General features: G+C 48.9%; 23 protein-coding genes. 7 read left to right on the forward strand and 16 right to left on the reverse strand.

Translation table 11 applies throughout. The features are described 5' to 3' along the window. Positions 1 to 31 precede the first annotated feature (31 nt). On the forward strand, positions 32 to 571 hold the full coding sequence (locus tag FGT79_RS09545) for a phosphatidylglycerophosphatase A family protein (RefSeq protein WP_138752436.1): 540 nt from the start codon (positions 32 to 34) through the stop codon (positions 569 to 571). A gap of 66 nt (positions 572 to 637) precedes the next feature. Then, positions 638 to 1318 carry a TIGR00266 family protein gene (locus tag FGT79_RS09550; protein ID WP_138752437.1) on the forward strand — a complete coding sequence of 227 codons (681 nt, stop codon included), beginning with the start codon at positions 638 to 640 and terminating at the stop codon, positions 1316 to 1318. 199 nt (positions 1319 to 1517) lie between these two features. Here the strand turns inward: FGT79_RS09550 and glpX are convergent, their stop codons facing one another. The 3 genes from glpX to FGT79_RS09565 form a co-directional block, all read right to left on the reverse strand. Continuing rightward, positions 1518 to 2492 (reverse strand): class II fructose-bisphosphatase, encoded by a 975-nt coding sequence (gene glpX, locus FGT79_RS09555; protein ID WP_138752438.1) that lies wholly within the window; start codon positions 2490 to 2492, stop codon positions 1518 to 1520. A 283-nt stretch (positions 2493 to 2775) separates the two neighbouring features. After that, the gene (locus FGT79_RS09560; protein ID WP_246096247.1) at positions 2776 to 3828 is read right to left on the reverse strand and encodes an MBL fold metallo-hydrolase; all 1053 of its coding nucleotides are present in this window, start codon (positions 3826 to 3828) and stop codon (positions 2776 to 2778) included. Between the two features lie 14 nt (positions 3829 to 3842). Further along, positions 3843 to 4595, reverse strand: coding sequence for a class I SAM-dependent methyltransferase (locus tag FGT79_RS09565; RefSeq protein ID WP_342778467.1), 753 nt, complete (start codon positions 4593 to 4595; stop codon positions 3843 to 3845). A gap of 183 nt (positions 4596 to 4778) precedes the next feature. Between FGT79_RS09565 and FGT79_RS09570 the strand changes: the two genes are divergently transcribed. The 3 genes from FGT79_RS09570 to FGT79_RS09580 are packed head-to-tail and all read left to right on the forward strand — an operon-like array spanning position 4779 to position 8295. Continuing rightward, positions 4779 to 6110 carry a spore germination protein gene (locus tag FGT79_RS09570; protein ID WP_138752440.1) on the forward strand — a complete coding sequence of 444 codons (1332 nt, stop codon included), beginning with the start codon at positions 4779 to 4781 and terminating at the stop codon, positions 6108 to 6110. Next, the gene (locus tag FGT79_RS09575) at positions 6107 to 7207 is read left to right on the forward strand and encodes a GerAB/ArcD/ProY family transporter (RefSeq protein WP_138752441.1); all 1101 of its coding nucleotides are present in this window, start codon (positions 6107 to 6109) and stop codon (positions 7205 to 7207) included. The genes FGT79_RS09570 and FGT79_RS09575 overlap by 4 nt, the downstream gene beginning before the upstream one ends. Next, positions 7204 to 8295: a Ger(x)C family spore germination protein gene (locus FGT79_RS09580; RefSeq protein WP_138752442.1), complete on the forward strand. Its 1092-nt coding sequence runs from the start codon at positions 7204 to 7206 to the stop codon at positions 8293 to 8295. Before FGT79_RS09575 ends, FGT79_RS09580 begins: the two co-directional genes overlap by 4 nt. A 151-nt stretch (positions 8296 to 8446) precedes the next feature. On the opposite strand, the gene fni is transcribed toward FGT79_RS09580, so the two are convergent. The 8 genes from fni to FGT79_RS09620 all read right to left on the reverse strand — a co-directional run bounded on the left by fni (position 8447) and on the right by FGT79_RS09620 (position 17610). After that, on the reverse strand, positions 8447 to 9502 hold the full coding sequence (gene fni / locus FGT79_RS09585; protein WP_138752443.1) for a type 2 isopentenyl-diphosphate Delta-isomerase: 1056 nt from the start codon (positions 9500 to 9502) through the stop codon (positions 8447 to 8449). Between the two features lie 72 nt (positions 9503 to 9574). Beyond that, positions 9575 to 11068: a phytoene desaturase family protein gene (locus tag FGT79_RS09590; RefSeq protein ID WP_246096249.1), complete on the reverse strand. Its 1494-nt coding sequence runs from the start codon at positions 11066 to 11068 to the stop codon at positions 9575 to 9577. Beyond that, on the reverse strand, positions 11065 to 12243 hold the full coding sequence (locus FGT79_RS09595) for a glycosyltransferase family 2 protein (protein WP_138752444.1): 1179 nt from the start codon (positions 12241 to 12243) through the stop codon (positions 11065 to 11067). Before FGT79_RS09595 ends, FGT79_RS09590 begins: the two co-directional genes overlap by 4 nt. Next, positions 12219 to 12971, reverse strand: coding sequence for a lysophospholipid acyltransferase family protein (locus FGT79_RS09600; RefSeq protein WP_138752445.1), 753 nt, complete (start codon positions 12969 to 12971; stop codon positions 12219 to 12221). The genes FGT79_RS09595 and FGT79_RS09600 overlap by 25 nt, the downstream gene beginning before the upstream one ends. Next, on the reverse strand, positions 12940 to 13692 hold the full coding sequence (locus FGT79_RS09605) for a carotenoid biosynthesis protein (protein WP_246096250.1): 753 nt from the start codon (positions 13690 to 13692) through the stop codon (positions 12940 to 12942). Before FGT79_RS09605 ends, FGT79_RS09600 begins: the two co-directional genes overlap by 32 nt. Then, positions 13689 to 14576 carry a phytoene/squalene synthase family protein gene (locus FGT79_RS09610; protein WP_246096251.1) on the reverse strand — a complete coding sequence of 296 codons (888 nt, stop codon included), beginning with the start codon at positions 14574 to 14576 and terminating at the stop codon, positions 13689 to 13691. The genes FGT79_RS09605 and FGT79_RS09610 overlap by 4 nt, the downstream gene beginning before the upstream one ends. After that, on the reverse strand, positions 14561 to 16069 hold the full coding sequence (locus tag FGT79_RS09615; RefSeq protein WP_138752446.1) for a phytoene desaturase family protein: 1509 nt from the start codon (positions 16067 to 16069) through the stop codon (positions 14561 to 14563). The genes FGT79_RS09610 and FGT79_RS09615 overlap by 16 nt, the downstream gene beginning before the upstream one ends. Then, the gene (locus FGT79_RS09620; RefSeq protein WP_138752447.1) at positions 16060 to 17610 is read right to left on the reverse strand and encodes a phytoene desaturase family protein; all 1551 of its coding nucleotides are present in this window, start codon (positions 17608 to 17610) and stop codon (positions 16060 to 16062) included. The genes FGT79_RS09615 and FGT79_RS09620 overlap by 10 nt, the downstream gene beginning before the upstream one ends. Positions 17611 to 17857: 247 nt before the next feature. On the opposite strand from FGT79_RS09620, the gene nagB reads away from it, so the two are divergent. Further along, complete coding sequence (gene nagB, locus FGT79_RS09625) at positions 17858 to 18583, forward strand: glucosamine-6-phosphate deaminase (protein WP_138752448.1); 726 nt, start codon at positions 17858 to 17860, stop codon at positions 18581 to 18583. A 3-nt stretch (positions 18584 to 18586) separates the two neighbouring features. Further along, positions 18587 to 19774, forward strand: a complete 1188-nt coding sequence (gene nagA, locus FGT79_RS09630; protein ID WP_138752449.1) for an N-acetylglucosamine-6-phosphate deacetylase — start codon at positions 18587 to 18589, stop codon at positions 19772 to 19774. 86 nt (positions 19775 to 19860) lie between these two features. On the opposite strand, the gene FGT79_RS09635 is transcribed toward nagA, so the two are convergent. The 5 genes from FGT79_RS09635 to mdh form a co-directional block, all read right to left on the reverse strand. Continuing rightward, the gene (locus tag FGT79_RS09635; protein ID WP_138752450.1) at positions 19861 to 20643 is read right to left on the reverse strand and encodes a DeoR/GlpR family DNA-binding transcription regulator; all 783 of its coding nucleotides are present in this window, start codon (positions 20641 to 20643) and stop codon (positions 19861 to 19863) included. 2 nt (positions 20644 to 20645) lie between these two features. Then, positions 20646 to 21602 carry a sugar kinase gene (locus FGT79_RS09640; protein WP_138752451.1) on the reverse strand — a complete coding sequence of 319 codons (957 nt, stop codon included), beginning with the start codon at positions 21600 to 21602 and terminating at the stop codon, positions 20646 to 20648. 42 nt (positions 21603 to 21644) lie between these two features. After that, positions 21645 to 22073 (reverse strand): hypothetical protein, encoded by a 429-nt coding sequence (locus FGT79_RS09645; protein ID WP_138752452.1) that lies wholly within the window; start codon positions 22071 to 22073, stop codon positions 21645 to 21647. A gap of 201 nt (positions 22074 to 22274) precedes the next feature. Then, complete coding sequence (recQ, locus tag FGT79_RS09650) at positions 22275 to 24431, reverse strand: DNA helicase RecQ (RefSeq protein ID WP_138752453.1); 2157 nt, start codon at positions 24429 to 24431, stop codon at positions 22275 to 22277. 124 nt (positions 24432 to 24555) lie between these two features. Next, positions 24556 to 25500 carry a malate dehydrogenase gene (mdh, locus tag FGT79_RS09655; RefSeq protein ID WP_138752454.1) on the reverse strand — a complete coding sequence of 315 codons (945 nt, stop codon included), beginning with the start codon at positions 25498 to 25500 and terminating at the stop codon, positions 24556 to 24558. Positions 25501 to 25982 lie beyond the last annotated feature (482 nt).

Consider the following 25982-nt stretch of genomic DNA (forward strand, 5'->3'; position numbering starts at 1 on the left):
TGTCCATAAAATCCTAAGGGGGAACAAAAACATGTCCAAACCCGAAATTTATAGCCTGAACAGCCGCAAAGTCGCTGAGGCTACAGACGAATGGCTCATTAAACGCGGAGTTACAAAAATGGCAATTGCCGAGCTCGTGCACTTTTTGCAAAAGGATTATTTTCCAGATCTGACGCCTGAGGATTGTATTGTTCATGTCAATGCCGTACTGTCCAAGCGTGAGGTTCAGAATGCCGTATTGACGGGGATCCAGCTCGACATCCTCGCTGAGGAAGGCAAGCTGATGCCGCCGCTTCAAGATATGATCAAGCATGACGAGAGCCTTTATGGCTGCGACGAAATATTGGCACTGTCCATTGTCAATGTGTATGGAAGTATCGGATTCACTAATTTCGGGTATGTCGACAAGCTCAAGCCAGGCATTCTAGTCAAGCTGAACGATAAGAGCGATGGGGAAATTCATACGTTTCTCGATGACATCGTAGGTGCAATCGCAGCATCGGCTGCCAGCCGAATCGCTCACCGCAGTCAAGCTGAGCGTGAGGGCGTAACACAGCCGCCGCTCGATTAAAGGGAGTCGATAAGCGCGGAACAAAGTAGAAACTTACACGCTTATAACCTTTTAGGAGGGTAACCTATGCAATACGATGTATTTTACAAAGGCGCTTTCGCCATGTTGAAGGTAAAGCTGAATCCCGGAGAAAGTGTGAAGGCTGAGATGGGGGCAATGGTATCCATGTCGCCAAGCATCGACCTGAAGGGCACGACAGATGGTGGCTTTATGCGCGGACTTGGAAGAATGCTCAGCGGAGAAACCTTCTTCTTCCAAGAAATGACTGCCACGCGAGGACAAGGGGAAGTTCACCTTGCTCCTCCTTCCCTTGGCGATATTGAAGCCATTGAGCTCGACGGCTCGTATAAGCTCTATGTACAGAAGGACGGTTTTCTAGCTGGCACAAGCGGCATAGAGGTTAATACCAAAATGCAAAATCTAAGCCGAGGTCTCCTATCCGGTGAAGGCTTTTTTATCGTCGAGATTAGTGGGAAAGGTACTGTTTTCCTCTCCTCCTACGGCGCTATCCATGCGCTCAACCTCGGTCCTGGCGAAGAAGTGATCGTAGACAACGGCCACCTCGTTGCATGGCCGGGCTATATGAATTACACGATTGAGAAAGCTTCCAAAGGCTGGTTCTCCAGCATTACAAGCGGTGAAGGACTTGTCTGCCGCTTCCGTGGCGAAGGTGTCGTGCTCATCCAGAGCCGTAATCCAGCAAGCTTCGGAACTTGGGTGAAGAAATTCATTCCTGGCGGCAGCTAAGTAACGCGAGCAATGAACGTTGTAGGGTTGTATATGTAGATTCGGCACTCCTAACATAAGGCCAGCGCGTCCGCAGGGACACGCTGGCCTTTATTCCATTCTTGGTGATCGTCGCACGCCGAACCATAGATGATTGGTAATAACGCAGTCCTGAACGTGTACGCTTAATGGCACTTTACTATACCAACATGATAATGCTCTATTCGTTATGATTGTTTAGAAATGATTTATTCGGCAAATAATGCAAGGCGCGAACGAAACGTACCGTCTTGGTCTTCGCCCTCATGACAATAGAATGCGTCTCTGCCCGCTGATCCGGGAAATACTGAACCCCGCCCAGAAATTCACCTGGCGTAACACCCGTTGCCGCAAAATAAACATCGCCTGTACCGATCATATCCTCCATCGTAAGCACTCGGTACGGATCCTCAATGCCCATTTGAACGCATCGGTTGTACTCGTTGCCGTCAGCAGGCATCAAACGCGCCTGCAGCTCGCCTCCCAAGCACTTCAGCGCCGCAGCGGCAATGACTCCCTCAGGAGCTCCTCCTGAGCCTACGTACAAGTCGATACCGGCTTCTGGGAACGCCGGAGCCATAGCGCCAGCAACATCTCCGTCCGATAGAAACTTGATGCGTACGCCAACCTTTCTCAGCACCTTCACAATGGATTCATGACGCACTCTGTCCAGAATCATGACCGTTAAATCCGAAACCTTTTTATTTAATGCATCTGCTGCTTTCCGCAGCGTCACGTCCATAGGATCTGTGATAGACAGCTTACCGACTAAAGCAGGCCCGAAAGCCAGCTTTTCCATATACATATCAGGTGCGTGAAGCAGCTGGCCTTTTCCTGCAACGGCTAGAACTGACATCGCGTTGTTCAAACCTTTCGCGACAATTTCCGTTCCTTCTAACGGATCTACTGCCACATCAACCTCAGGCCCATTCAAGCTGCCTACTTCCTCACCGATATAAAGCATCGGAGCTTCATCCATTTCGCCTTCGCCGATGACTACTGTGCCGCGAATGGATACGGAATCAAACATGGAACGCATGGCCGAAGTCGCTGCTCCATCTGCGCTATTCTTATCGCCTCTCCCCATCCATGGCGCCGATGCAAGTGCCGCAAGCTCGGTTACCCTTACGAGTTCTAATGCTAATTCTCTCTCCATATCATCCAGTCTCCTTCTACTTTCATATGACGGAACAGATTATTAGCATACATGTTGAAGTCATTTCCGTTATTTAATATGTATCATATATTTATATATGTCGCAATATATATTTGATATCTTCATTAAATCATCATTAATACAGATATACTCTTATCATGTTTATTAAATGGTCGAAATAGAGCAAAAAAAGAGCATATCCCTCAGGATAGCCCAAGAGATAAGCTCTATTATGCAACCTATTGTCCAGTAACGATTCTCTGTTAGAATCTGCGCTGATTCATTATGCCTCAGCCGTTCCATGATTACCTGCATGGTCAAGGATGGAGTAATAACGAATGCCTGCTTTGCAAGAGGAAACAGCTATCCCCTTGCGTTCCAAATGAACCAAATGCGCGATCGTCTCCGACATCGCGAATCGCAATTGATGCGCATTGCCGTTCAGCCTTGTTCCGAATAAAACTCCGCACAGGCCATAAGCCGTGCGAGGCTCTTCGCTAAGCAGCGCCGCCATCTGAGCTAGCCTTCTCTCATGATGCTGCAGAAGCTCATCAATTCGGCCTTCGAATTCGGCAAAAGGATCGCGATGCCCTGGGAACGCAAACAGCACATCGAATGATTGGAGCTCGCGCAGACTTTGGAGAAAGGCTTCCAAAGGATCGCCGTCCTCTCCTGGAACGACGCTAACGTTAGGCGTAATGTGAGGAAGCACCTGATCACCGCATATCATCCACTTCCGCTCCGATTGATAGAAGCATAGCTGGCCGTTTGCATGACCCGGCGCATCAATCAGTTGCCAGTTAAGCCCGCCTAACGACAAGGTTCCACCCGCTTCAATAAATTGAACCTGCGGCTGAGGCGTGACCATACTCACAAACGTATCGAGATTGTCCGCAATTGCTTCTCTATCCTGCAAGGGCATGCCATGCTCCTCATACAGCAATTGCAATTGCTGCGAGAACCCGCTCTCTTCGCCCCAAAGCCTTACCGCATAGGCATGTGCAGCACTTGTCATATATACTGGCGCGCCGCTTTTCTCCTGTACATAACCTGCCAGACCATAATGGTCAGGATGCTGATGCGTGAGAACAACCCGTGAAATATCGGTCCATTTTATACGATTCTGATGAAGTACAGCTTCCCACACATGAATCGCTTCATCCGTTTTCAATCCAGGGTCAATGAGCGTATATCCTTCATCTTCTGAAATAAGATAGCTGTTCACCCATTTCAGCGAAAATGGAACAGGGACACGTATCTGCAGCCAGCCTTCATTCCACTTTACGCAATACGGGTTCGTGTCAGCATCGTTTGCAAACAGTCTTGATTTGCTCAATCGCTCTCTTCTCGTCATTTCTTAGCCTTTCCCGTCATAATTAAACGCGGTGATCGCTGCTCATCATAGGCAGAGCCGTCATAATTTCCATATAGCTGTTCAAGTGAAAGCCCTGCACCGGCAAGATTATGCTTGAACCAGTCAAGGGATAACAGCCTCACACGCTCAAGATATTGTCTTGGGTTATCCTTGCTATGCAAATCGGTTACGGTTATTTCTTTCTGCACCCAGCCATTCGTAATCGATCTAACCTCTTGAATATGTATGCCTGCTTCCTCATCCTCACGATCAGACCTTGGAATAAATGTTTTCTCCACGTAAGAAGGGTTTAAGAAATCAATCAGAAAGGAGCCGTCCTTGCGAAGGACTCTTTCGATTTGTCTAAGCACGTTCAAGTTATCCTCCTCAATTGAGAAATAGCCGAAGGAGGTGAATAGATTAACGGTTGCATCATAGCAGCCTGCTTCGAACGGCAGCTCTCGCATGTCGCCCTGCTCCCATCTTACCACCCCTGCCCTATCGTGCATCCGTGCCTCCTCCAGAAGGATCGGCGATAGATCAATTCCCGTTACCGCATATCCGAAGCTTGCCAGCGCCAGCGCATGCCGACCCATGCCGCAGCCAATATCCAGCACCTGTGCACCTTCCGGGAGATTGAGCCATGTTAACATTTTACGGGCTTCTTTATTCGCAGTGTCCCAATCACGATGCTTATAAACAAGCATATAATCGGAGCCGAAGCTCTGTTCGTACCATGGTTTCATCATACGGCTCTCCTTCACTATGTACCTTCCACACCAAATCAATATGATCGTTTCATTGTACTTGAATTCGTGCATACTCGCAAAACAGAGTTCGACAGGCATAATTTATGGATTTCAGTGCAAACTATGGAAGCTTATCCAATTGCGATCTATCATTCACTGAGATTTGAGAAGGAGGACTCTTCCATGAACGAACGTCTCCGATTATTGTTTGCGGAAGCCGTCGATATCAAGCTTGAAGTGCTGCATAATAGCGAGCTTACGATTGAGATCGCTTATATTGCACCACTGTGCGAAGAAAATAAAATAAATGATTTTATCATCGTCCCGTTCACGAAAGATTTCTATCCCTTTGAAAGCCAGCTAAGCACGAATCCCGACTACCGTAAGGTCGACGATGTCGCCAAATGGCAGGAGCTTATGCTAAGAGGAAATGTATTAATAGAAGCTGCTGGCATTATTTATTCCTTTGACGCTTCACGAATCATCAGTATCGAGAACCCGCAAACGCAGGTGGAAAGTGCTATTCAAGGACCTCAGCTGGCTTTGAGCGAGGACGTGAATATTTCCCTCAACCTCATACGCAGCATGTATCCATCCCCCGATTTATCTGTGGAGGAGCATACGATCGGATCATTGTCCAAAACGCCGGTATTTGCCCTATTTGATCAGCGGCGCGTAGATCCTACTGTTCTTGATAGCGTTCGCACGAAGCTCACGACCATCAATGTAGAAATGCTTCATGCAGCAGGTGAACTTGAGAAGCTGCTCGTCGGCAAACGGAAGCATTTGTTCCCGACAATCTTGATTACGGAACGACCAGATCGGATATCCAAAGCGATAGCCAAAGGGAAAATCGTCATTCTTCTCAAAGGCAATATGTTTGCTATTATTTTACCCGCTACCTTTTTCGATTTCATGCATGCTGTGGAGGACGATTACGATGCTTATTGGATGACACGCTTTCTCATCTTCCTTAGATACACTTCCATTGTCTTAACGATTACGCTGCCCGCCCTCTATATTTCGGTTGTTTCTTACAACCCTGAGCTGTTTCGCGTACAACTTGCCTTCTCCATTGCAGGCAGTCGCTCAGCCGTACCTTATCCCTCATTTATTGAGGTGTTCATCATGCTGTTCATGATCGAGACGCTCATTGAAGCCAGCATAAGGCTGCCTCGCTATATCGGATCTACAGCTACGACAGTAGGCGGTCTCATTCTTGGACAAGCTGCCCAACAAGCTGGATTAGTAAGCAGCATCATGATTATTGTGACATCCGTTGTTGCGATTTCGAATTTTGTCATTCCCGTTAATTCTCTTTCCTTTGCTGTAAGGTTTTTGAAATATCCGCTCATCGGCATTGCCATTTTCTTCGGTATAACCGGCGTTTCAGTTGGTATGTTCGTTTATATTGTTTACCTTTGCAATCTTAGAAGCTTCGGAAAACCATATATGCGTATATTCGGAAAATTAAGACCGCTAGAAGGCGATATTGGGCAGGTGAAGATCAAGTGAACCGCTATGTTTTTTACAATTTCATTCTCGTCAGCTTCATGAATTTGATGCTGTACGTTCCGCATATTTTGATTGATTATCGATTTACAGGCGCAGTATCCTCCATCCTGATTGGCATCGTTATTGGCTCGATTCTCGTCTATTTGTACACAAGCGCTATGGCTCGTTTTCCAGGGAAAGGATTGCCCGAAATATTGAAGCTCTACTACCCGCAGTGGGTAGTAACTGCCTCTATGTTATTTTTCGCAATCATGTGGTGGTTTGCAACAACAATCGTCGTTGTCGCTTTTGCGGTGCTGATCAATCGTTTCTTCAATCCCGATGCCAATACACTCATCATCCTGACGATGCTTGTCATTGCCTGCGGTTACGCAGCTACACGATCGACGCTATCTGTGATGTTCGTAATGGAAATTGGCTTGATCATTAATGCACCCATTATTTTGTTTGTGCTGTTTAAGGCGGTGCGGAGCACGCAGCTGAATTGGGACGCAATACATATCGCCGCTAATTACGTAACCGTAATGCCTACTCTAACCTGCATTGCGGCAGCTTCCTTTATATTTACAGGCTATATCAATCTCTCATTGTTCAATCGGCTATTTCCGCCCAACTTCCGGTTTAAATTCCGGTTTTTTTACCCCTTGTTCGGTGCTATGATCCTACTGATTACGTTTTTTGTACCGATCGGCTTTCATGGGACAGAAGGCGTGGGCCAGTACATCTATATTTGGAGCTTTACTGCTGATTCATTGCTTATGCAATATGGCTTTATTGAACGCGTATTGTTCCTGTTTCTCATTGTCTATTTGAATCTAACGCTCGTCTATACGATGGCTGGCTGGCATCAAGCGATGGAGTTTGTGAAAAGCTGCTTCCCCAGCAACAAGCCAGAAATCGACAGCCCCAAAACGCCAGTGTCCAATTACATCATTGTCGGTATCTTTGCTCTGCTGAGCATTCTATATCTCCTCATGACAAACGAAAAAATCAACATGCTCGTTACTTCCTATTGGCTTGTCCTTCGGTTGTTCGTGGAGTTGTTTATCGTAGTCTGGGTAGTCATACTAAGCAAAAAGGGGGCCAAGACAGCGTGAACCTATCCATCCGGGTCACTTTGACGATGCTCGCGGTTTGTTTACTCGGCGGCTGCGGCTTCAAAGATATCGATAAGCGATTTTTCGTAGTTGCACTGGGAATTGACCATTCAGAAAATGAGAAGAAACCTTATCGGCTGACGCTTCAGCTTGCGGTGCCTTCTCCTAAGATTGAGCCTGGCGCCTCCAAAACACAGATCGAGACGATTGATTCCGAGAGCATTGCAGAGGGCGTACGCATGTTGAAAGCCTATGTGGACAAAGAGCTTGATTTCGGGCATTGCAAAGTTTTTCTCATTGGTGAGCAGCTTGCCCGCACGGATTATCAAGATGTGCTGCAGTGGATGTCTAGAAGAAGAGATATCCAAAGTGTAGCCGATATCGCAATCGGCAAGCCTGACGCCGAGTCCTTGCTGCAGGTTAAGCCCATTTCGGAGCGTTACCCCGGCAACACCTTGTTTCTTAGCTTCGGAGCAGATGGAACAGAATCGTCGTATACATATGTAGAATCATTATCCGACTTCTCTAGGCGTTCCTCCGAGAAGGGGCTTGATCCGCTAATGCCGATTATTACAAAAGACAGCAAAGAGAGCTTTATTATTAATCGTACCGCCCTTCTGAACAAAAAGCGGGTTAAACTAGTTTTATCCTCCTCAGAATCCCAGCTCTACAACCAGCTTGCCAAAGACTTCACCAAATCATCCATGCATGGCATGTTTGAAGGCATGGATCTGGTCGTCGCAATAACGTCCATCCATTCCAACTTTCGCTTAAGCAAGCAAAACGACGAGGATATTGTAACGATGAATGTGAAAATGAAGGTCATCTTCGAAGAAGCGCCGAAAGGACTTTACAATGATCAATGGGGGCCGGTTGAGCAGCAGCTGAACAAGGAATATTCTAAATCCTGTGTGGCCTTGCTTAAAAAAATTCAGAAAGCAAACGTTGATCCGATCGGTTTCGGTCTGCGTTATCGTGCCACTCATCCCGGCAATTCCGCTTGGAAGGAATGGAAATCCATTTATCCGAACGTGAAATTCAAAGTGAATGCCAATATCCGAATTGAGGGTACCGGTTTGATCAAATAAACCACTGCGCATTCGAATGTTCTTCCGCTCGCTCTTGCTCCAGAAGCTGCAGTTGACCAAAGACGAGAAATGGCGCCACAGATGTAAGATCTGTGACGCCATTTTTTCCATGAAGCTCGTTTGAGTCAGCCCGATTGTTAAAGACTCTTTCTTATTTGAGCAGCAGCCTCTTCGTTTGCCTAAGCTCGTTAACTGTTCCAGCTCCGATTCCGAACATCGCCGTGCGCAGCTCGAACTCAATGCGCTCAAACTGCTGCCTTAGCTGATCCTGCGATATCGCACTGCTGCCTTGGGCAGCCTGCGGAAGCAGAACGCGTCCATAGCCGGCAAGATCTGCTCCGAGAGCGAGCGCCTTCGCTGCGTCAACGCCTGTACGCAAGCCGCCGCTGGCAATGATATTCGCTGCTGGCAGCCGCTCGCGGATTTCTACTACGCTTTCCGCTGTCGGTATGCCCCAGTCAGCAAACGACTCTGCCGCTTGTCTGCGAAGCTCGTCGCTGGAGCGGAATTTCTCGACCTGGCTCCAAGAGGTACCACCTGCTCCTGCCGCGTCGATGAAGGACACACCAGCGCCAGTCAGCGCCTCAGCGGTATCTGCATCAATTCCCCAGCCTACCTCTTTCACGCCAACAGGCACGTCCAATGTTCGACAAACCTGTTCAATGGCAGACAGCAGCTTGCGGAAATCCGTGTCGCCCTCCGGCTGGAAAACCTCCTGCATGCTGTTTAGATGCAGGACGAGTGCATCCGCTTCCGCTATATCTACCGCTCTGCGGCAGGACTCAACACCAAAGCCGTAATTAAATTGCACTGCTCCAATATTGGCTATAACGGGCACGGTCGGCGCATCGCGCCTAATGGAGAAGGAGCTGGCGAGCTCTTCATTCTCAATTGCTGCTCGCATTGAACCAAGACCAATCGCCCAGCCCCGCTCCTCCGCTACGATAGCCAAGCGGCGATTTATCGCTCCCGCTTCATCGGTTCCTCCGGTCATGGAGCTAACAAGGAGCGGAGCGCCTAGCTTTCTACCAAACCATTCTGTTTGCAAACTTATTTCACCGAAAGAAAGCTCAGGCATCGCGTTATGCTTGAAGCGATAACGCTCCAGCCCCGTTTCAATGCCAACGCTGTTCACCTGCTCCTGTAGGCAGATGCGAATATGCTCTCCCTTTCGCTTTGCGGTTGCTGCTTGCTGATCAACTGACATGCTTGTACCTCCCAAACGTAAACGGATAGCCTCTCGATAGCGACGCCGCTCACATTTCGCTTTTCTATCACTTTATATCTTATACTGTTTAATAAGCTCCTCGGCGACAAGCTGACCGCAAAGCGCAACGATTGGTGTTCCGCCTCCGGGGTGCGTCGTCCCGCCCGCAAACCACAGGCCTTTAATGTCAGCTGATCGGTTGCTAGGGCGAAAGAAGGTTTGCCTCGCACCATTCGAGGATATGCCATATATGGAGCCTCGATGCGCTGATGTATCGCGCTCCAGCTGCTCCGGCGTATACGTAATGGTTACGTCTGCTTGCTCCAAGGCATCCATACCAAATCCGGCAAGACGTTTACGTACTAGCATAGCATATTTTTCTGTTTCTCGCTCCCAGCTCCACGACTTTGACACATATGGCGCATTGACGAGTACGAATAGGCTGCTTCCGCCTTCTGGCGCAGCGCTCTTGTCAGAGATAGCCGCATTGCATATATAAATGGTGGGATCACTCGGAGGCTTGAGCGCAGTGAAAATATCGGAAAACTCTTGCTCATACCGCTTCGGATAAAACACCGTATGATGCAGCAGCTGCTCGTACGTACGCTTAATGCCGATGAGCTGTACGAAACCAGAGAGCGAGGGCTCGTAACTGTCAATTCTCGTATCGGAGAACGACGGCCGATGCTCGGCAGGCACGAGATTGCGATAAATGGATAAAGCATCACCATTCGCAAGCACAATATCCGCCTCCAGCTGGGCATGAGCCGTCTCAACGCCAGTGCAGATACCGCCATTGATCATCACTCGCTTGACCTGTGTACCTGTCTCAATCGAAACACCAAGCTCCAGCGCCAGCTTAGCGAAAGCTTCTGCAAGCGCATAAGTGCCGCCTTTCACACTATAAATGCCCAGCTCACTTTCTACATGAGCAAGCATAGCGAATATGGCGGGCGAAGCATAAGGTGAAGCTCCGACATAGGTAGCATACCTACCCAGCATCGCTAGTGTATTCGGATGACGAAAATAACGCTGCAGCAGCTTATGCAGCGAAGTGAGCGGCTTGACCTGCAGGAAGCTTGCCGCTAATCTGGGATCCAACTTCTCCTTTAAACCAAGCAGCAGACGATTCAGAAACTGCTCGTCTGACAGCCGGTACAAACGAGCCGCCTCCTTGCAGAACGTTTCGTACGAAGCAGCATCCTCTGGGCTGTATGTAGCAATTTGAGCGGCTACATCGGAAGAAGTGCCTGCCAAATCGACGATAGAACCGTCCGAGAATACATTCCGAGTCGCTTGCTGCATGCGTTCAATCGTAACGTAATCCTCCATGCGTCTGCAGACTGCTTCAAATACGCTGGCAAACAGATGAGGCAGCGTAATCGTGCTAGGCCCCCGGTCAAATCGATATCCCTCAGCCGTAACCCGCTGAAGCTTCCCACCGATCGTATCCTGCTGCTCAAGCACCCGAACATGAAAGCCAGCATGAGCCAAACGAATGGCTGCAGACAAGCCGCCTAACCCCGCCCCTATAATGATGACTTTTTTGGACACCGATTTACTCACTCATATGACCTACCCTTCCAAACATAACCTGCTCCAGCCTTCGCAGAACGCCATGAAGCAGTACCAATAGCAATGGTTGCGAGTATGGAGAAGGGGATAAGCCAAGCAAGCCAGACAGACTGTCCCTGCATGCGATCAGCCGTCGCCTTAACGGCAACTCCAAGCACGTACGCGGTCAATGCCGAAAGGAATAACGAAGGAAGGAATATAGAAACGAATATAAACGCAAAAGGCAGTAAATAGAGCAGAGCATAACTTGCAAGTACAGCAAACAGCAGCCACCCGCTTCTGCCGACCCCAGCATATATATTTTTCTTATAACCGTTCCATACCTCAGATGCATTCCGGTACATCCGCATCGTAACCTGCTGCCGTACATCCGCCAATATAACGGGATGCTTCACTTTTTTCACAGCGCGCATAAGCGCCACATCATCTACCAAATGACCACGACTTGCTTCATGACCACCCGCCGCATCATACGACAATCTACTGATTGCAATCCATGCCCCATGCGCAGCGGAAAACCGAGCGTCCGAAGTGGATGCCACCAGCTTAATCGGCAGGTGGCAAGCAATGGTGAAGCCCATCATAGGCACAATAAGCTTCTCCAGCCAGCTTTCTGTTTGCTGTAATGGAAACCCAGATATCATACCTGTCTCCCGAGCAATCGTTATATGCTTAACAGCTGCAACTGCTCCAGGGAGCAGCCTAGCATCCGCATCGACAAACAGCAGCCATCGTCCCTTGGCAAGCTCGGCAAGCTGATGGCAGGCATATGCCTTCCCAACCCAACCAACAGGAGGCTCTGCACCTCTCCCAAGTTTAAACCGTGAATCCTCCTTGCAGAGCAGCTCCACCATTCGTGCCGTACCGTCCTCCGAGCGGTCGTCAAGTACGATTACTTCCACATTCTCACCAGCCCCATCTTCCATTAAAGCGTGCTGAATGGATTGCAAACATGCAATAATGTTATGCTCCTCGTTGCGGGCAGGAATTAAAATAGAGAGCGGCATTTCGTTGCTACCCTTTGCTGCCATCCTATCCGTGTTATTAGAGACTGAGTGGACATTGCTGCCAAGCCGGGCGAACATAGGCAGCTGGCGGATATTCCACATAGCGAACAGCAACTGCAGCGCAAGCAGCGCTGCTATCGTCCAAAGAACGATTTCCAAGCTGTCATCCTCCTCTTGAATGCAGTAAACGCAGCACTTGTGGAGCCTCCCGGCTTAACGATACGTTCATAACCAAGCGTGTCCATCTCGCAGCCGCTTATGATGCCTGCTCGATGCTCGTCAAGTTGAGATTCGAGGCACGCTCTGAGCCGCTCCGTAATTTCTCTTTTCCCTATTTGGTCCCAAGCAAGCTGTATCGGCTTGCCCGCCTGCATCGTCGCATCCGCTTTCTGATGATGGAAGAGCGAATAGTAGACCGTCACCGGAATAACCGTCGTATTCGGCTGCTGTCTCAATACATGTGCGGCCCCATCCTTTAACAAAAGCGGGCGCTGCTCCAGATGGTGAATATCACCTTGCGGAAACATCCATACCCGCTTGCCTGCTTCAAGCAGCTTGCCTGTGTAACGCAAGGAAGGGATCATCGATTGCGGTGTACGCTTATCAATAGAGTAAGCGCCCAGCTTGCGAAAGAAACGAAAGTGCTGGAGCTGCTGCTCATCCATCATGACATAGTGGTCTCCCTTAGAGAGAGAACGAAACAGCTGATAAACGAGTAAGCCATCCCACCAAGAGCTGTGATTCATTACGTAAAGTACACTCTCCTGCGGATAAGGGTCTAGCTCTCCCTTAAAGCCAACATAATGAAAATGTTTTCGCAGCAAATGGAGCTCATTATATTTTCGGAATATACGGTCAAACGAGCTGCTTTTGTTTGCTTCGATCAAGCCGCAGCCCTCCTTCGAGAGCAGCAATGACCACTATCGCGAGGATGAACGGGCCCCAAAGCCCTTCCTTGAATGCTAATAATCCAAACATCACATGCATGCCTTGATAGAGCCGAACCGCCTCATTATGAATGGACGACGTCGGTATCGATCGTTCCTGTTTGAGCGGATATAGCAGGGAGAGCAGCGCTGCTGTCACAAACCAGGCTGCGAAATTTTGCAAGGGAACACCATAATAAAGCCCGAATGCCCCCTCCTCGCTCCAGATCCAGAACTGCTGAGCGAACGCGACTGGATCAAGCACCAAATCGAAAAGCACAGCGAACATCCCGGCTTGAAGCGCGCGCAACCATTTTGTTGTGCCAGTGGATAGCAATACACCGCTCGACATAACGCCGATCCAAGCGAAACCGATGGCAAGCGGCACGCCTCCGTTCCAGAACCTTAACGTTTCACTGTATTCGTAACGTCCGAAAGGCCAGCCCGTTTCCGTGCCGACCCATTCGAGTATAAACGTAAATATACCGACAAATAAGGCTCTTCCCAGCACCGCCTTATGAAAGCCGCCAAGTGACTGTTGTTCTAAAGAATAAGCATAAAGAGCGAAAAAAACGAGAAATAACCCATTGCTGAAGCCAAGCGGCTCGGGAACCTCATAAAACAACATCAGCGTCAAGCCGATCGTAAGCCAGCACCAGAATACATAGCGTATGGCCTTCATGATACCGCGCTGCTCGCTTTTGTCTTTGGCTGCAATGCACTCATGCCATGCTGCAGTTTTAATAAGGTCATAATCGATACTTTGTTAAGTTTGGGCACGTATGCTCTTCTGCTGTATACATCGAAATCATGTGCAACAACGTCATCAAGTATCGCCGCATACATTCGGGCAGACAGCTCTACGCAAAAGCTGCTCGTACGCGGATACCGATTAATATCGGCTAATCCTTTAATAAACCACTTTTGAGCAAGTCCGATAAGCTCCATAACTGCATTGCGCCACGCATCATTCACGACGCCAAGCTTCCACATCTCCTCTGTATAGCCATGCCGTGCAAGCAGCTCCAACGGTATATATCTGCGCCCCTTGCCTCGATCCTCGCCAACATCACGGACGATATTAACGATTTGCATGGCCTTGCCAAGCCAAATACCAGAAGCGGTAACCGTCTCATCTGGTGCATCATGCAGAATAGGCAAAAGCATCTCGCCTACCGTTCCCGCTACGAAATAGCTGTAGGTTTCCAATTGATCGATCGTATCGTAATGCGTCAGATGATGATCGAGCCGCTGCCCCTCCATTTGGCGAAAAAACGGTTCCTTTGTAATTGGAAACTCTTCTAGCAGCCACCTAAGCGCCGGCCATATGAAATGTCCATCTGCCGCTTCAAGCTGCTTGAAGTGCTGCTCCAGCTCATTAAGCGTATAGGGGGATCGCTCCGGCTCATCTACTGCATTATCGATCATCCTGCAAAAGGCATAAATGACATATACAGCTTCCTTGCGCGGGCTGTCCAAAAACCCAAATGCTTTGTAGAACGTTGTAGAGCCCTCTCGTATCATTTCCTCGCATGCTTTGAGAGTAACATTCAATTGGTTTTCCAATCTGCCCACTCCTCTACCAAGTGATTTACAAGCATTCTGGCTCCCTGCATGACGATCGGTACGCCGCCGCCTGGATGCACAGAAGCACCTACGCTGTATAATCCTTTTATTTTATAAGGTGCATATTGGGGACGAAACGCACCGGATTGCGACCATGTCGGAGCTATGCCGAAGCTTCCTCCCAGATACCAGCCTTCGCTCGCTCCATCTTGAGGTGTTCTTATCTTCTTCCAAACGATTGCTTCCCTTAGTCCAGGAAACAATTTCTCATCCGCATCAGCCAGCACCCTGTCCACAAGCTGCTCGCTCTCTTTGCGCCAATCATATGTCGAATGCGGCTCTACTGGAATTGGGGCTGGAATGAGAATATAAAGTACCGTTTCGCCTGGAGGAGCTGCATCTTCATCGATTTCACATGGATTAAAAATATAATAAGCTGGAAGCTTATCCGACTCTCCAGGCAATTGCTTTTTCGTTGCAATCGAGCGCAGGCTGTCTTGAAGCGACTCCGGCATAACAAATTGATGTGTTGTTCTCTCCGCGCCGCTCGCCCACTGCTTATTGGCTCCGATGTAAGCCAGTACGCAGCCTGATGATGGTGTGAATTCACGCTGCTTGACCTTTACGGCGGCTCCTTGCAGCATACCTGCCAAATGCGGAAAATCACCGTTATAGATCACACTGTCGTAAGCGTGTTTTGAACCGTCTTCAAGCTGTAGACCCGTTACTGTATCATTAGAGACCATTATTTGTCTGACTGCACCTTGCTCGCCTTTATGGATCTGAACGTTCTCCCGATAAAGCGCCCTCTCGAGCACATCTGCAAAGCTTGCATACCCGCCCTTCATATACCAAATGCCGAATGCATGCTCCGCATAAGGAATGAACGTATACAACGAAGGTGAACTAGAGGGTAAGCCTCCGACGTATAGCGTCTGCAACGAAAAAGCATCGATGACCCGTTTGTCACCGAAATAGCTCTCTGCAACCTGCCGCACATTTCTGTATACACGCAGCTTCGCAAGCAGCCTCATATTGCGCCATGAGAAAAAGGTTCGACGCTGCAAAAAAGTTTTCTCGAGGAACAGCTCTTTGCCTTCTTGAAAGACAGGGTTCATATCCTGCATATATTGGCGGAATGGACCTCTGTCGTTTGGAGATACGGTATCTAGCTCGTCTGACATCCGATCTGTATCGGACCATTTCGTCAAATGCGAGCCATCCTGGAAGTGAAACCGATACATCGGATCGCACCGGATGAGCTCATACTCATCATCACTTATGCCTGCTTCTTTCGCAATAGACTGAAGCATTTCTGGCAATAAAACGATGGTTGGTCCCCTATCGATGCGGTAACGCTGATCCTGCTCGAATGCAAGCCTTCCTCCAAGCCGCTCCTGCCGCTCATACAACGTAACTTTAATGCCTCTTCTCGCGAGCAAAAGTGCACTAACCATGCCACCTAAGCCTCCACCAATAATGGCTACCTCCATGAAGCTGCCTCCTTGCGATATTCCTGAGTTGCCTGTTGCCGAGCAGGAAGCGAACGTCCATCTTGCTCAAGAAGCAGATTCACGCTGATGCGTGCCGATTCGAATATGGTCGGAAGCCCGCTGCCTGGATGAGTTCCGCCGCCTACCAAATAACAATTCGCAACGTCTTCGAATCGATTATGCGGACGCAGCATCATCATCTGGTCCAGAGAATGGGCCATATTGAAGGCTGCTCCTTTATAAACAAACATAGACTGCTCCCAATCAAGCGGCGATATCGTTTTTTCAACTTCAATCCAGTCACTTAAACCTTGCAGTTCGGGCTCTCGCTCAAGTCGCGCTAGCACCTGCGTCCTCATCGCTTCAAGGGTTTCAGGCAATGACCAATCCGTCTCCCCGTCAAGGTTCGGTACGGGTACGAGTATGTAAAGTGCTGATTTGCCCTCCGGCGCCAAAGTCGGATCAATCGCGCTTGGATTATGTACATATACGGAAGCATCCGTGCTTAGCTTCCCTTGAACCATTTCCTTCAGGTTCTGGCTGTAATCATCTGCGAACATAACCGTATGATGCGGCATATTTACTTTTCGGTTAATGCCCAGATACAGCATATAAGTGGATATCGACCATTTCAGCTTATGCAATCGTTCCGGCTTCCATTTCTTTAGCTGCTCCGGTTGGAACAGCTTGGTAATCGCCATGCCGAAATCAGCATTTAGAATAACATGGTCCGCTTCCAGCGTGTCACCATTCTCCAGTAGAACACCTACTGCCTTCCGCTGCTTCGTCAGAACTTGTTTGGCTCCTGTTTCCAGCCGAATGTTGCCGCCGTACTCCCGAATGACTTCCGCCATCGCTTCACAGACCCGATTCACTCCGCCAATGGGATGCCATAGCCCATAAGCATGCTCAATATAGGAGAGAATTGTAAATGTACCTGGGCAGTTCCAAGGCGACATTCCTAAATATTTGGACTGAAAAGCAAACGAGTAACGCAGCCGTTCGTCTTTGAAGTAGCGGGATAGTCTACCATATACATGCTCATTCAAATGGAGCTTAGGCAATGCGTGGAACGTATCCCTGCGCAAATAGTCGGTAAGCTTCATAAAAGGCCGCTGCAGCAATGGCATGACCCGCTCAAACTTATCCCCCTCCTCCCGCAAGAAGTCGAGGTACCCCTTCGATTCGCCGGGGAAGACACGTTCAATTTCGGCTGCCGTTTTCTCTCTGTCAGTCGACAACTCTAGCTTCGTACCACCGAATTGCAGCCTATAAAGTGGATTTAATTCCACGAGTTTTATGTAATCATGAAGCCAGCGGCCTGCGGAATGGAAGAGCTCCTCCAGCAATTGCGGCATCATAAGAAAAGTCGGACCTCTGTCGAATGTATAGCCATCGAACTTCAATGCTGATGTTCGCCCGCCAACATAGGCTTGCTTCTCTAATACGGTAACTTGGTAGCCTTGCGCACATAAAAGCATGGCAGAGGCTAATCCACCTGGTCCTGCGCCGATGACAATAACGCTTTTCCCTCTGTCCAAAGCTTCACCTCATCTTATACAAATATTATACATACATTATACATTCACCTATTTAAGCTGTAAACGATACGCCTACTTCTTCATTAAAAGTTCTTATCTATTTATTGTATTAGAGGTCATCCCCTAAATTGTCCATGCTCTAAATGATTTTTATGATCATAAATTTGATCTTTACAATCATTTTATATTGTTAATTCGTCAAAACTCCGATAAACTATAAATAACAAACTCATCAGGGGGCTATCATATGGAAATAATCATTTTTGAAACACAACAGGAATTAGACACTTATGCTGCTTCGCTTTTTATAAATCTCGTTAACGAGAAGCCTAATGCCGTGCTCGGACTTGCAACAGGATCGACACCTATCGGTATTTATGACAAAATAGTAGAGTCCTACAAGGAACATAAAGTCAGCTTTAAAGAAGTTACGACTTTTAATCTGGATGAGTATGTTGGCATCAATCCTGAGAACGACCAAAGCTACGCTTACTATATGAATCAACATTTATTTTCCCATATCGATATCCCTGCAGCCCAAACCTATTTGCCTGACGGCATGGCTGCCGACATGCATGAAGAATCGTTACGTTATGACACCATGCTGGCAGCACAGCCTGTTGATATCCAGCTGTTAGGTCTTGGGCATAACGGACATATCGGCTTCAACGAGCCCGATGTCCATCTATCAGGTGGTACCCATGCTGTGAAACTGAAGGAAGAAACCCGTGAAGCCAACGCCCGCTTCTTCGCTTCTATGAATGAAGTTCCCGAATATGCCATTACGATGGGTGTAGGCTCGATTCTCAAAGCAAACACGCTGTTGCTAGTCGTTCGCGGGGCTGACAAAGCACAAATCGTAAAAGAAGCATTAACTGGGCCGATCACGACCAGCATTCCTGCTTCATTACTGCAAACACACGCCCGCGTAATCGTCCTGCTTGATCGCGAGGCTGGAAGGATGTTAGCCTAACTCATGACAAACTCTGCTAATTGGCTTATTCATCATGTAAATATCGTTCTTGAGGATCGCGTTGCATTCGGCAGCGTTGTCGTACGCAATGGCGAAATAACGGAATTGTTAATAGATAACCCCGCGGATCCTGCTGCTTATGCTGGTGATCGTGAATGGTCCGTCATTGATGGACAGAACGGATACTTGCTTCCCGGCTTTATTGACGTCCATATACATGGCGGCTACGGCGCTGATTTCATGGATGCCACTTCGGATAGCTTTGATACAATCACCCGTTTCCATGCCTCTCAAGGCACAACGACCATGCTAGCAACGACAATGACGGCTTCCAAGGAAGCTATTGAAGCCGTACTTGCTGCGGTAACCGAGTATCGCAGCACTGAGATGCCTTATGCGGCTTTGCACGGCGTTCATTTGGAAGGCCCCTTTATTAGCGAGAAATGGTCTGGTGCACAGAATCCCGCATTCATCATGGCGCCTCAGCTTGAATGGATGCAGCAATGGGAAGCTAGATGGCCTGGACTTATAAAGCAGCTTACGCTTGCTCCTGAGAAAGAAGGCTCCCTTGAAACCATCTCCTGGCTCGCAGAGCAAGGCATCAATACAGCATGCGGACATACGGATGCCCTCTATGAAGAAGTGATTGCCGCAGCTGATGCCGGATTGTCGCAAGCGGTCCATACGTATAATGCTATGCGCGGTCTGCATCATCGCGAGCCAGGTACGCTTGGCGCCGTGCTGACCGACGACCGTATTGCTGCTGAACTAATTGCTGATGGCATACATGTGCATCCCGGTGCGATAAGTCTGCTGCTCAAAGCTAAGCCGGCAGATAAGGTTATTCTGATTACAGACGCGATGGCTGCTGCCGGAATGTCTGACGGCGAGTATGAGCTGGGCGGTTTAGCTGTAATCGTTAAGAATGGGGAAGCTCGGCTGCAGGAAGGCAATGCCCTTGCAGGCAGCTGTTTGACGATGATCAGCGCACTGCGCTATATTCGCGAACATACAAACTTGCCGCTTGAGCAGCTAAGCAAACTCGCAAGCGGTAATGCAGCTAAGCAGCTTGGCATTAACAGCCTTACAGGCAATATCGCAAATGGCAAGCAGGCTGACCTCGTCTGGACCGACGAGCATCTGCAAATTAAGCAGACCTGGGTAAAGGGACGTTCGGTTTATGAAGCTTGATGTACTAACACAAAAGGCACGAAGCGTTCTTATGCGCTTCGTGCCTTTTTGTTTGGTTTAATTGGGTAGTGTCTCCTGCACATGGATTAACCAGTCACATATACAGAGATGTGATGCTCTTCCATAACTTCAGCAAGCTCCTTCGTAAGAGGAACATCTGTAATCACGCCGCAAAGCTCGGAGAGGGCCGCGATTGAGAATAACGAAGAACGATCTGTTTTGGTATGATCGAATACGGCATATGCCGCTTGCGAACGCTTAATAAGTGCTTTGGCAATTTGTGCTTCCTGCTCCGAGTAGGTCGTAATTCCGCCTGCAGCAGAAATGCCGTCCACCCCAATAAACATTTTACCAATATGCAGATGGCCAACCATTCCTTCACCAAGCGGGCCGCACAGCTCAAAGCTGTTGTGGCGCATAATACCGCCAGTAACCACAACCTGGATGTCGCTGCCCGCAAGCTCCATCGCAATATTTACCGCATTGGTAACAACCGTTATTCCCTTGCGTGATTTCAGCAGCTTGGCTATAAGGAAATTGGTCGTGCCGCCTGAGAGCCCGATCACATCACCTTCAAGAATCAAGGAAGCCGCTAGAGCAGCAATGCGTTCCTTCTCTAGAATCGACAGTCCTTCCTTCTCTGCGAATGGCAAATCCCTAGCCGCATTCAAACCGTCGTACATCGCTCCGCCTATCGTCCGGATAACGGGATATTCAACTTCCATCTGCTCTAAGTCACGACGCGCCGTTGCTTCTGAGCAAGCGAATCGCTCAACCATCTCTGAGATCGTCACTCTTCCTTGCTGCTTCAACAGTTGCAGAACAGCCTCACGGCGTCGCTGCCCCTTATTGCCATTTGCTTCAGCCATTATCAGCGCTCCACCCAGACTTTAGCGGACATCCGCTGCTCTACAACGCTCCACTCCGGCAAAGCTTCCCAATCGCCGCGCATCTGCACAACCAATGAACCATTGATGCTTGCAAGGCGAACCGATTCTACCGGAGACAAGCCTTTCATAATGCCTGCGAGAAAGCCTGCACAGAATCCATCCCCTGCTCCAACCGTATCGATAACCTGCTCAGCTGGATAGAATGGCAAGCTTTCTTCTTGTCCTTTATTTAATACAACGGTCGTATCGCCTCTACCCTTAATGATCGAAACGGCTTTCAGCTCCGTCAAACGGCCTTTAATAAACTCATAGTCATCCGTATCATATAGCAGCTTCAACTCGTCCCAGCCTGGCAAGAAATAATCGGCATCCGCAGCAATTGGGAGCAGCACTTCACGCGCTTCCTCAATCGACCACAGCTTCAAACGCAGATTCGGATCGAAGCTGACAAGAACGCCGGCATCCTTCGCGATGTCAACCGCTCTGCGCAGTGTTCTGCGGCAATCTTCGCTGAGCGCTGCTGTGATACCGGTTACATGTAGCAGCTTGGCACTGCGAATATAATTCTCATCCAGCTGCTCCGGCAGCATCCGGCTCGCAGCCGAATGCTTGCGGAAGTAATGGACTGCCAGCCGTCCGGCAACATGCTCACGGAACATCATGCCTGTCGGCGCGTCTGAGCTGAGCTGAGCGCGGGAGATGTCAACACCTTCGCCGCGCAACGTTTTGAGGATGATTTTACCGAATGGATCATCGCCTAATGAACCGAACCAGCCGACAGAAGCGCCTAAACGGGCTAGTCCAATTGCGACGTTGCTTTCTGCTCCGCCGAAGCTTTGGTCGAGCGTTGCTGCACGTTCAATCGACTTATGCTCCTGCGGCATGAATAGAGCCATGGATTCGCCAAACGTTACAATTTCCGGAGTTGATTCACGCAAGTTAATATCCCCCTACAGCTTTTTATTGTAGTCCATGATTAATTAGGGTTGGTACATCGGAAACTTCATGAAATAAACAATGACGATGTATAGTACGAGCACGATGATGCTCATTACGCGTGCTTTGCTAATGTGCGATGTTGCACTTTTTCCCTCTTGAATCGAAGCGACTACCAGCTTCAACGGCTTAGAAATAATTCCACCCAGCGCAGCAATAGCAAGGAAAAGCAATACGACAAGAATCATCCATGCTACGGTATAATCAGCCTTTGAGATCAAATAACCGCCTGTCAGCAATTGTAGAATTAGAAAGTACTGTGCGATGCGATTAGCCGACAACAGTCCCTCTGCCAGACCGCCTTGTCCTAAACCAGCGAGCTTGGACGCTCTTCCTACCATGATAGGCAGCACGATATAGAAGCCCATTCCGACAGCTCCTAATACGTGCAAAAAAACCATAATCTTTTCCATTTTGTACTCCTCCTGTTTTGGTAAAGCGTAATCAGAGATTCACTCCTGCCAAAATTGTGTATATCGAATAGTTTATCAGAAACAAGATTTTTTTCAAATCATAACGCCCCATCAAGCCGCCTTTACAAGCCGGAAAGCTGATCTTATTTCGAATCGTTCCTGAAATTTTCACACCTTTGCTAACATTGACTTCAAAAAAAATCAGCCTTTGAAGCCATACTTGCTCATCACACCATGAATAGAGAAATAAGACACTTCTTCCGGCAAGGCGTCTTTAATCGGTCTAAGCTTCTCGATGCCAAGCTCGCCAATAGCTTTTACGATCATTTGCTCATACTCAGCAGGAATGATGCGGCTAAAGTCCACTTCCTCCCCCTCATCTGCACAGCGAATGATATGTCCCTCAACCGTCACTTTGCTTAGGCCGCGTGCCTTTGCAATCTCTTCTGTAGCTTGCCCTGCTTGGAATAGGGCGAGCGTCGCCAAATGGCTTGGTTGTTCATCACCACTAGCGGCTGATCTCGCAGGCACAGCTGCCGGTCTTACGGCTGCTGTATGAGTAGAGGCCAACTCGCTCTCACCAGACATCGATTGAATGAGTGCAAGTAGATCGCTTCCGTATTTCTCCGCTTTTGCAGCGCCAATGCCTTTCACTCCAAGCAGCTCGTCGATACTCTTTGGCTTTGCATTCGCAATTTCTCTAAGTGTGGCGTCGAAGAACAGCATAAATGGTGGAACTCCCTCCAATGCTGCTTTCTCTTTCCGCCACTGCTTAAGCGCATCGAACAGCGGCGAAGCGTTGGCATAATCGGTAGTAGCTGCTTGCCTTACGGTAGCCCGAACTCTTTGCATAATCGACTCTCGTCCCTCGAGTACAGGAAGCGCGCTCGCGGCAAGTGATACAACCGGATACTGGCCTTCGCTCAGCTTCAGATAGCCTTCTGCAACGAGCCAATACAGCCAGTCTGCAATTTCCTTCTCAGGCAAATGACGCATAAGTCCATAGGTGGAGAGCCGATCCAGATTAAATTCCAACAGGCGCTTGTCCTTCGAGCCCTTCAGCACCTTGGCTGCCATCGTAACACCAAAGCGCCCTCTCATTCGTCCGACACAGGAGAGTGCCATCTTCGCTTCTTCTGTTCGATTGACTGGTTCACTCTTGTCAAGACAGCTGCTACACTTGCCGCAGGCTCCCACACCTGTCTCACCGAAGTAATCAACGATAAATTGCTGCAAGCAGCGCTGTGTGCGGCTGAAATTCATCATCGTATGCAGCTTCGCAAGCTGAATCGATTTGCGATCGGTGTCCCCCGTACCTTGTTCAATAAGGAAACGCTGTACCTGCATATCAGCAGGCTCGAATAGAAGGACGCATTCACTCTCCTCACCATCTCGACCAGCACGTCCTGCTTCTTGGTAGTAGGATTCAATGTCGCTAGTCATCTGCCAATGAAGGACAAAACGTACATTCGGCTTATCGATTCCCATACCAAAGGCGTTCGTTGCGACCATGACACGGATGTCATCGAATCGAAACTTCTCCTGCGTATCAGCCCGTTCCACATCTGACAGACCCCCATGGTATTTTCCAGCACGAATACCGCGGCGAGTCAATTGCTCATATACATTCTCTACTTCTTTGCGCGTTGCCGCGTAGATAATGCCTGATTGATCCTTGCGACCAGACAAAAAGCTTTCTAGAAACTTCTTCTTATCGACTCCTGTAACGACGGATAATGATAGATTAGGTCGAGCAAATCCCGTAACAAATATACTTGGATCTCGGAGCTTGAGCATATCCGAAATATCAGTTGCAACCTCCGTTGTTGCCGTTGCCGTAAATGCTGCCACGAGCGGACGATCCTTCATACGGGCAATCCAGCCTGCAAGTTGTCTATAGCTTGGCCGGAAGTCATGACCCCACTGCGATACGCAGTGGGCCTCATCAATTGCGATAAGCGGAATCGAAAGCTGCTCCGACAGAGATTGGAACATCGGTGCATCTAGCCGCTCTGGAGCTACATATAGCAGCTTATATTCACCATGCATTGCATTTCGCATAACTTCGCGGTATTCTGCTGCCCCTAATGAGCTGTTCAGAAACGCGGCTGACACGCCTACTCGTCTGAGCGCATCCACTTGGTCCTTCATCAAGGATATGAGCGGTGAGATGACAAGCGAAGTACCGGGCAGCAGCATGGATGGAATTTGGTAGCAAATCGACTTCCCTCCACCAGTCGGCAATATCGCAAGCGTATCACGTCCGTGCAAAATGCCTGAAATAATATCCTCCTGCCCTTTGCGGAAGGAGTCATAGCCGTATACCTTTTTCAGAGCTTGTCTCGCTTGTTCAATCAACCTAAGCACCTCCTTCACCATATTCAAAGTAATTTTCATTGTAAAATAAACAGGGAGGACCCTGGCAGCATTCTGTCAGGGTCCTCCCAAACGCATTCGTATCTATGAACTGCGAGCCGTTCGTTTATTCGCCTGATACGACTTTAATGACACTGCGAACGGATTGAGCGGATTTATCAAGCGCCGCTTTCTCCTCCGCTGTCAATTCAAGCTCAAGCACTTTCTCGATACCGTCGCCGCCAATGATGGTCGGAACGCCCATGAACAGATTGTCATAGCCGTATTCACCTTCAAGCAATGCGATAACTGGGAGAATGCGCCGCTTGTCTTTCAGAATAGCTTCCGTCATTTGGACGAGCGAGGCTGCGGGCGCATAATAAGCACTTCCGTTGCCAAGTAGGTTAACGATCTCACCGCCGCCTACACGAGCACGTTGAACGATTGCTTCAATACGTTCTGCAGAAATCAGCTTCTCGATTGGAATGCCGCCAACATTCGAATATCGAACAAGCGGTACCATATCATCACCGTGACCGCCAAGGACGAAGCCGCGAACATCTTCAACAGATACGTTAAGCTCTTGCGCAATAAAGGTGCAATAACGAGCCGTATCCAGAACACCTGATTGACCGATTACGCGATTTTTAGGGAAACCCAGCGCTTGGTATGCAGCATAAGTCATGGCATCAACCGGGTTGCTCAGAATGATGACATAAGCATTAGGACTGGTCGCCTTGATGTTCTCGCATACGGATTTCACGATTCCAGCATTCGTGCTGACAAGATCATCGCGGCTCATACCTGGTTTACGTGCGATCCCTGCTGTAATAATGACAACGTCGGAATCCTTCGAATCCTCGTAGTTCGCTGTACCGATAATGTTCGCATCTACTCCGAGCACAGGTGTTGCTTCCAGCATATCAAGCGCTTTGCCTTTAGTTGGATTCTCAAGCGGCGCAATATCAAGAAGAACAACGTCACCTAGTTCTTTTTGAGCAAGCATAAGCGCAGTCGTAGCGCCTGTGAAGCCCGCTCCTACCACCGTGATTTTCTTACGTTTAATAGCCATCTTGGATAGATCCTCCCTTAAGAAGGTTTTCGAAGGGGAGACCCCTTTGACCCCCATTTTTCAATTGAAGCTTTGAGCGTTCAACCCTTTAACCCTTTAGCCCTTAACCTAAGTGCTTTTCGAACCCACCTAAATCCTCCCTTCCAAGGGAGGACCCCGAGGCGCTGCGCCCTCTGGACACCTGCACTGACTAACGTAAGGTGCGAGAGATGAGCGTCTCTGTTACGTTTGAGCTTGGATCGCTTTCGTCCCTATGGGACACGCTTTACGCTGTTGGAGGAATGTGTCCCTTGCGGGACTCCATTCCCTTTAGAGCACAGAGCAGGAATGTGTCCCTTGCGGGACTCCATTCCCTTTAAGGCACAGAGCGGAATATGTCCCTTACGGAACTCCATTCCCTTTAAGGCACAGAGCGGAATGTGTCCCTTGAGGGACGCCATTCCCTTTAGAGCACAGAGCAGGAATATCTCCCTTGCGGAACG

The sequence above is a fragment of the Paenibacillus sinopodophylli genome, assembly GCF_005930355.1.
In the GTDB taxonomy this organism is placed as follows: domain Bacteria; phylum Bacillota; class Bacilli; order Paenibacillales; family Paenibacillaceae; genus Pristimantibacillus; species Pristimantibacillus sinopodophylli.

Bases quoted from the DNA above. Each gene is read 5' to 3' on its own strand.
- FGT79_RS09545 (WP_138752436.1), top strand. From the start codon at position 32: ATGTCCAAACCCGAAATTTATAGCCTGAACAGCCGCAAAGTCGCTGAG.
- FGT79_RS09550 (WP_138752437.1), top strand. From the start codon at position 638: ATGCAATACGATGTATTTTACAAAGGCGCTTTCGCCATGTTGAAGGTA.
- glpX (WP_138752438.1), bottom strand. From the start codon at position 2,492: ATGGAGAGAGAATTAGCATTAGAACTCGTAAGGGTAACCGAGCTTGCG.
- FGT79_RS09565 (WP_342778467.1), bottom strand. From the start codon at position 4,595: ATGATGAAACCATGGTACGAACAGAGCTTCGGCTCCGATTATATGCTT.
- FGT79_RS09570 (WP_138752440.1), top strand. From the start codon at position 4,779: ATGAACGAACGTCTCCGATTATTGTTTGCGGAAGCCGTCGATATCAAG.
- fni (WP_138752443.1), bottom strand. From the start codon at position 9,502: ATGTCAGTTGATCAGCAAGCAGCAACCGCAAAGCGAAAGGGAGAGCAT.
- FGT79_RS09605 (WP_246096250.1), bottom strand. From the start codon at position 13,692: ATGAAGGCCATACGCTATGTATTCTGGTGCTGGCTTACGATCGGCTTG.
- FGT79_RS09615 (WP_138752446.1), bottom strand. From the start codon at position 16,069: ATGGAGGTAGCCATTATTGGTGGAGGCTTAGGTGGCATGGTTAGTGCA.
- nagB (WP_138752448.1), top strand. From the start codon at position 17,858: ATGGAAATAATCATTTTTGAAACACAACAGGAATTAGACACTTATGCT.
- nagA (WP_138752449.1), top strand. From the start codon at position 18,587: ATGACAAACTCTGCTAATTGGCTTATTCATCATGTAAATATCGTTCTT.
- FGT79_RS09635 (WP_138752450.1), bottom strand. From the start codon at position 20,643: ATGGCTGAAGCAAATGGCAATAAGGGGCAGCGACGCCGTGAGGCTGTT.
- FGT79_RS09645 (WP_138752452.1), bottom strand. From the start codon at position 22,073: ATGGAAAAGATTATGGTTTTTTTGCACGTATTAGGAGCTGTCGGAATG.
- mdh (WP_138752454.1), bottom strand. From the start codon at position 25,500: ATGGCTATTAAACGTAAGAAAATCACGGTGGTAGGAGCGGGCTTCACA.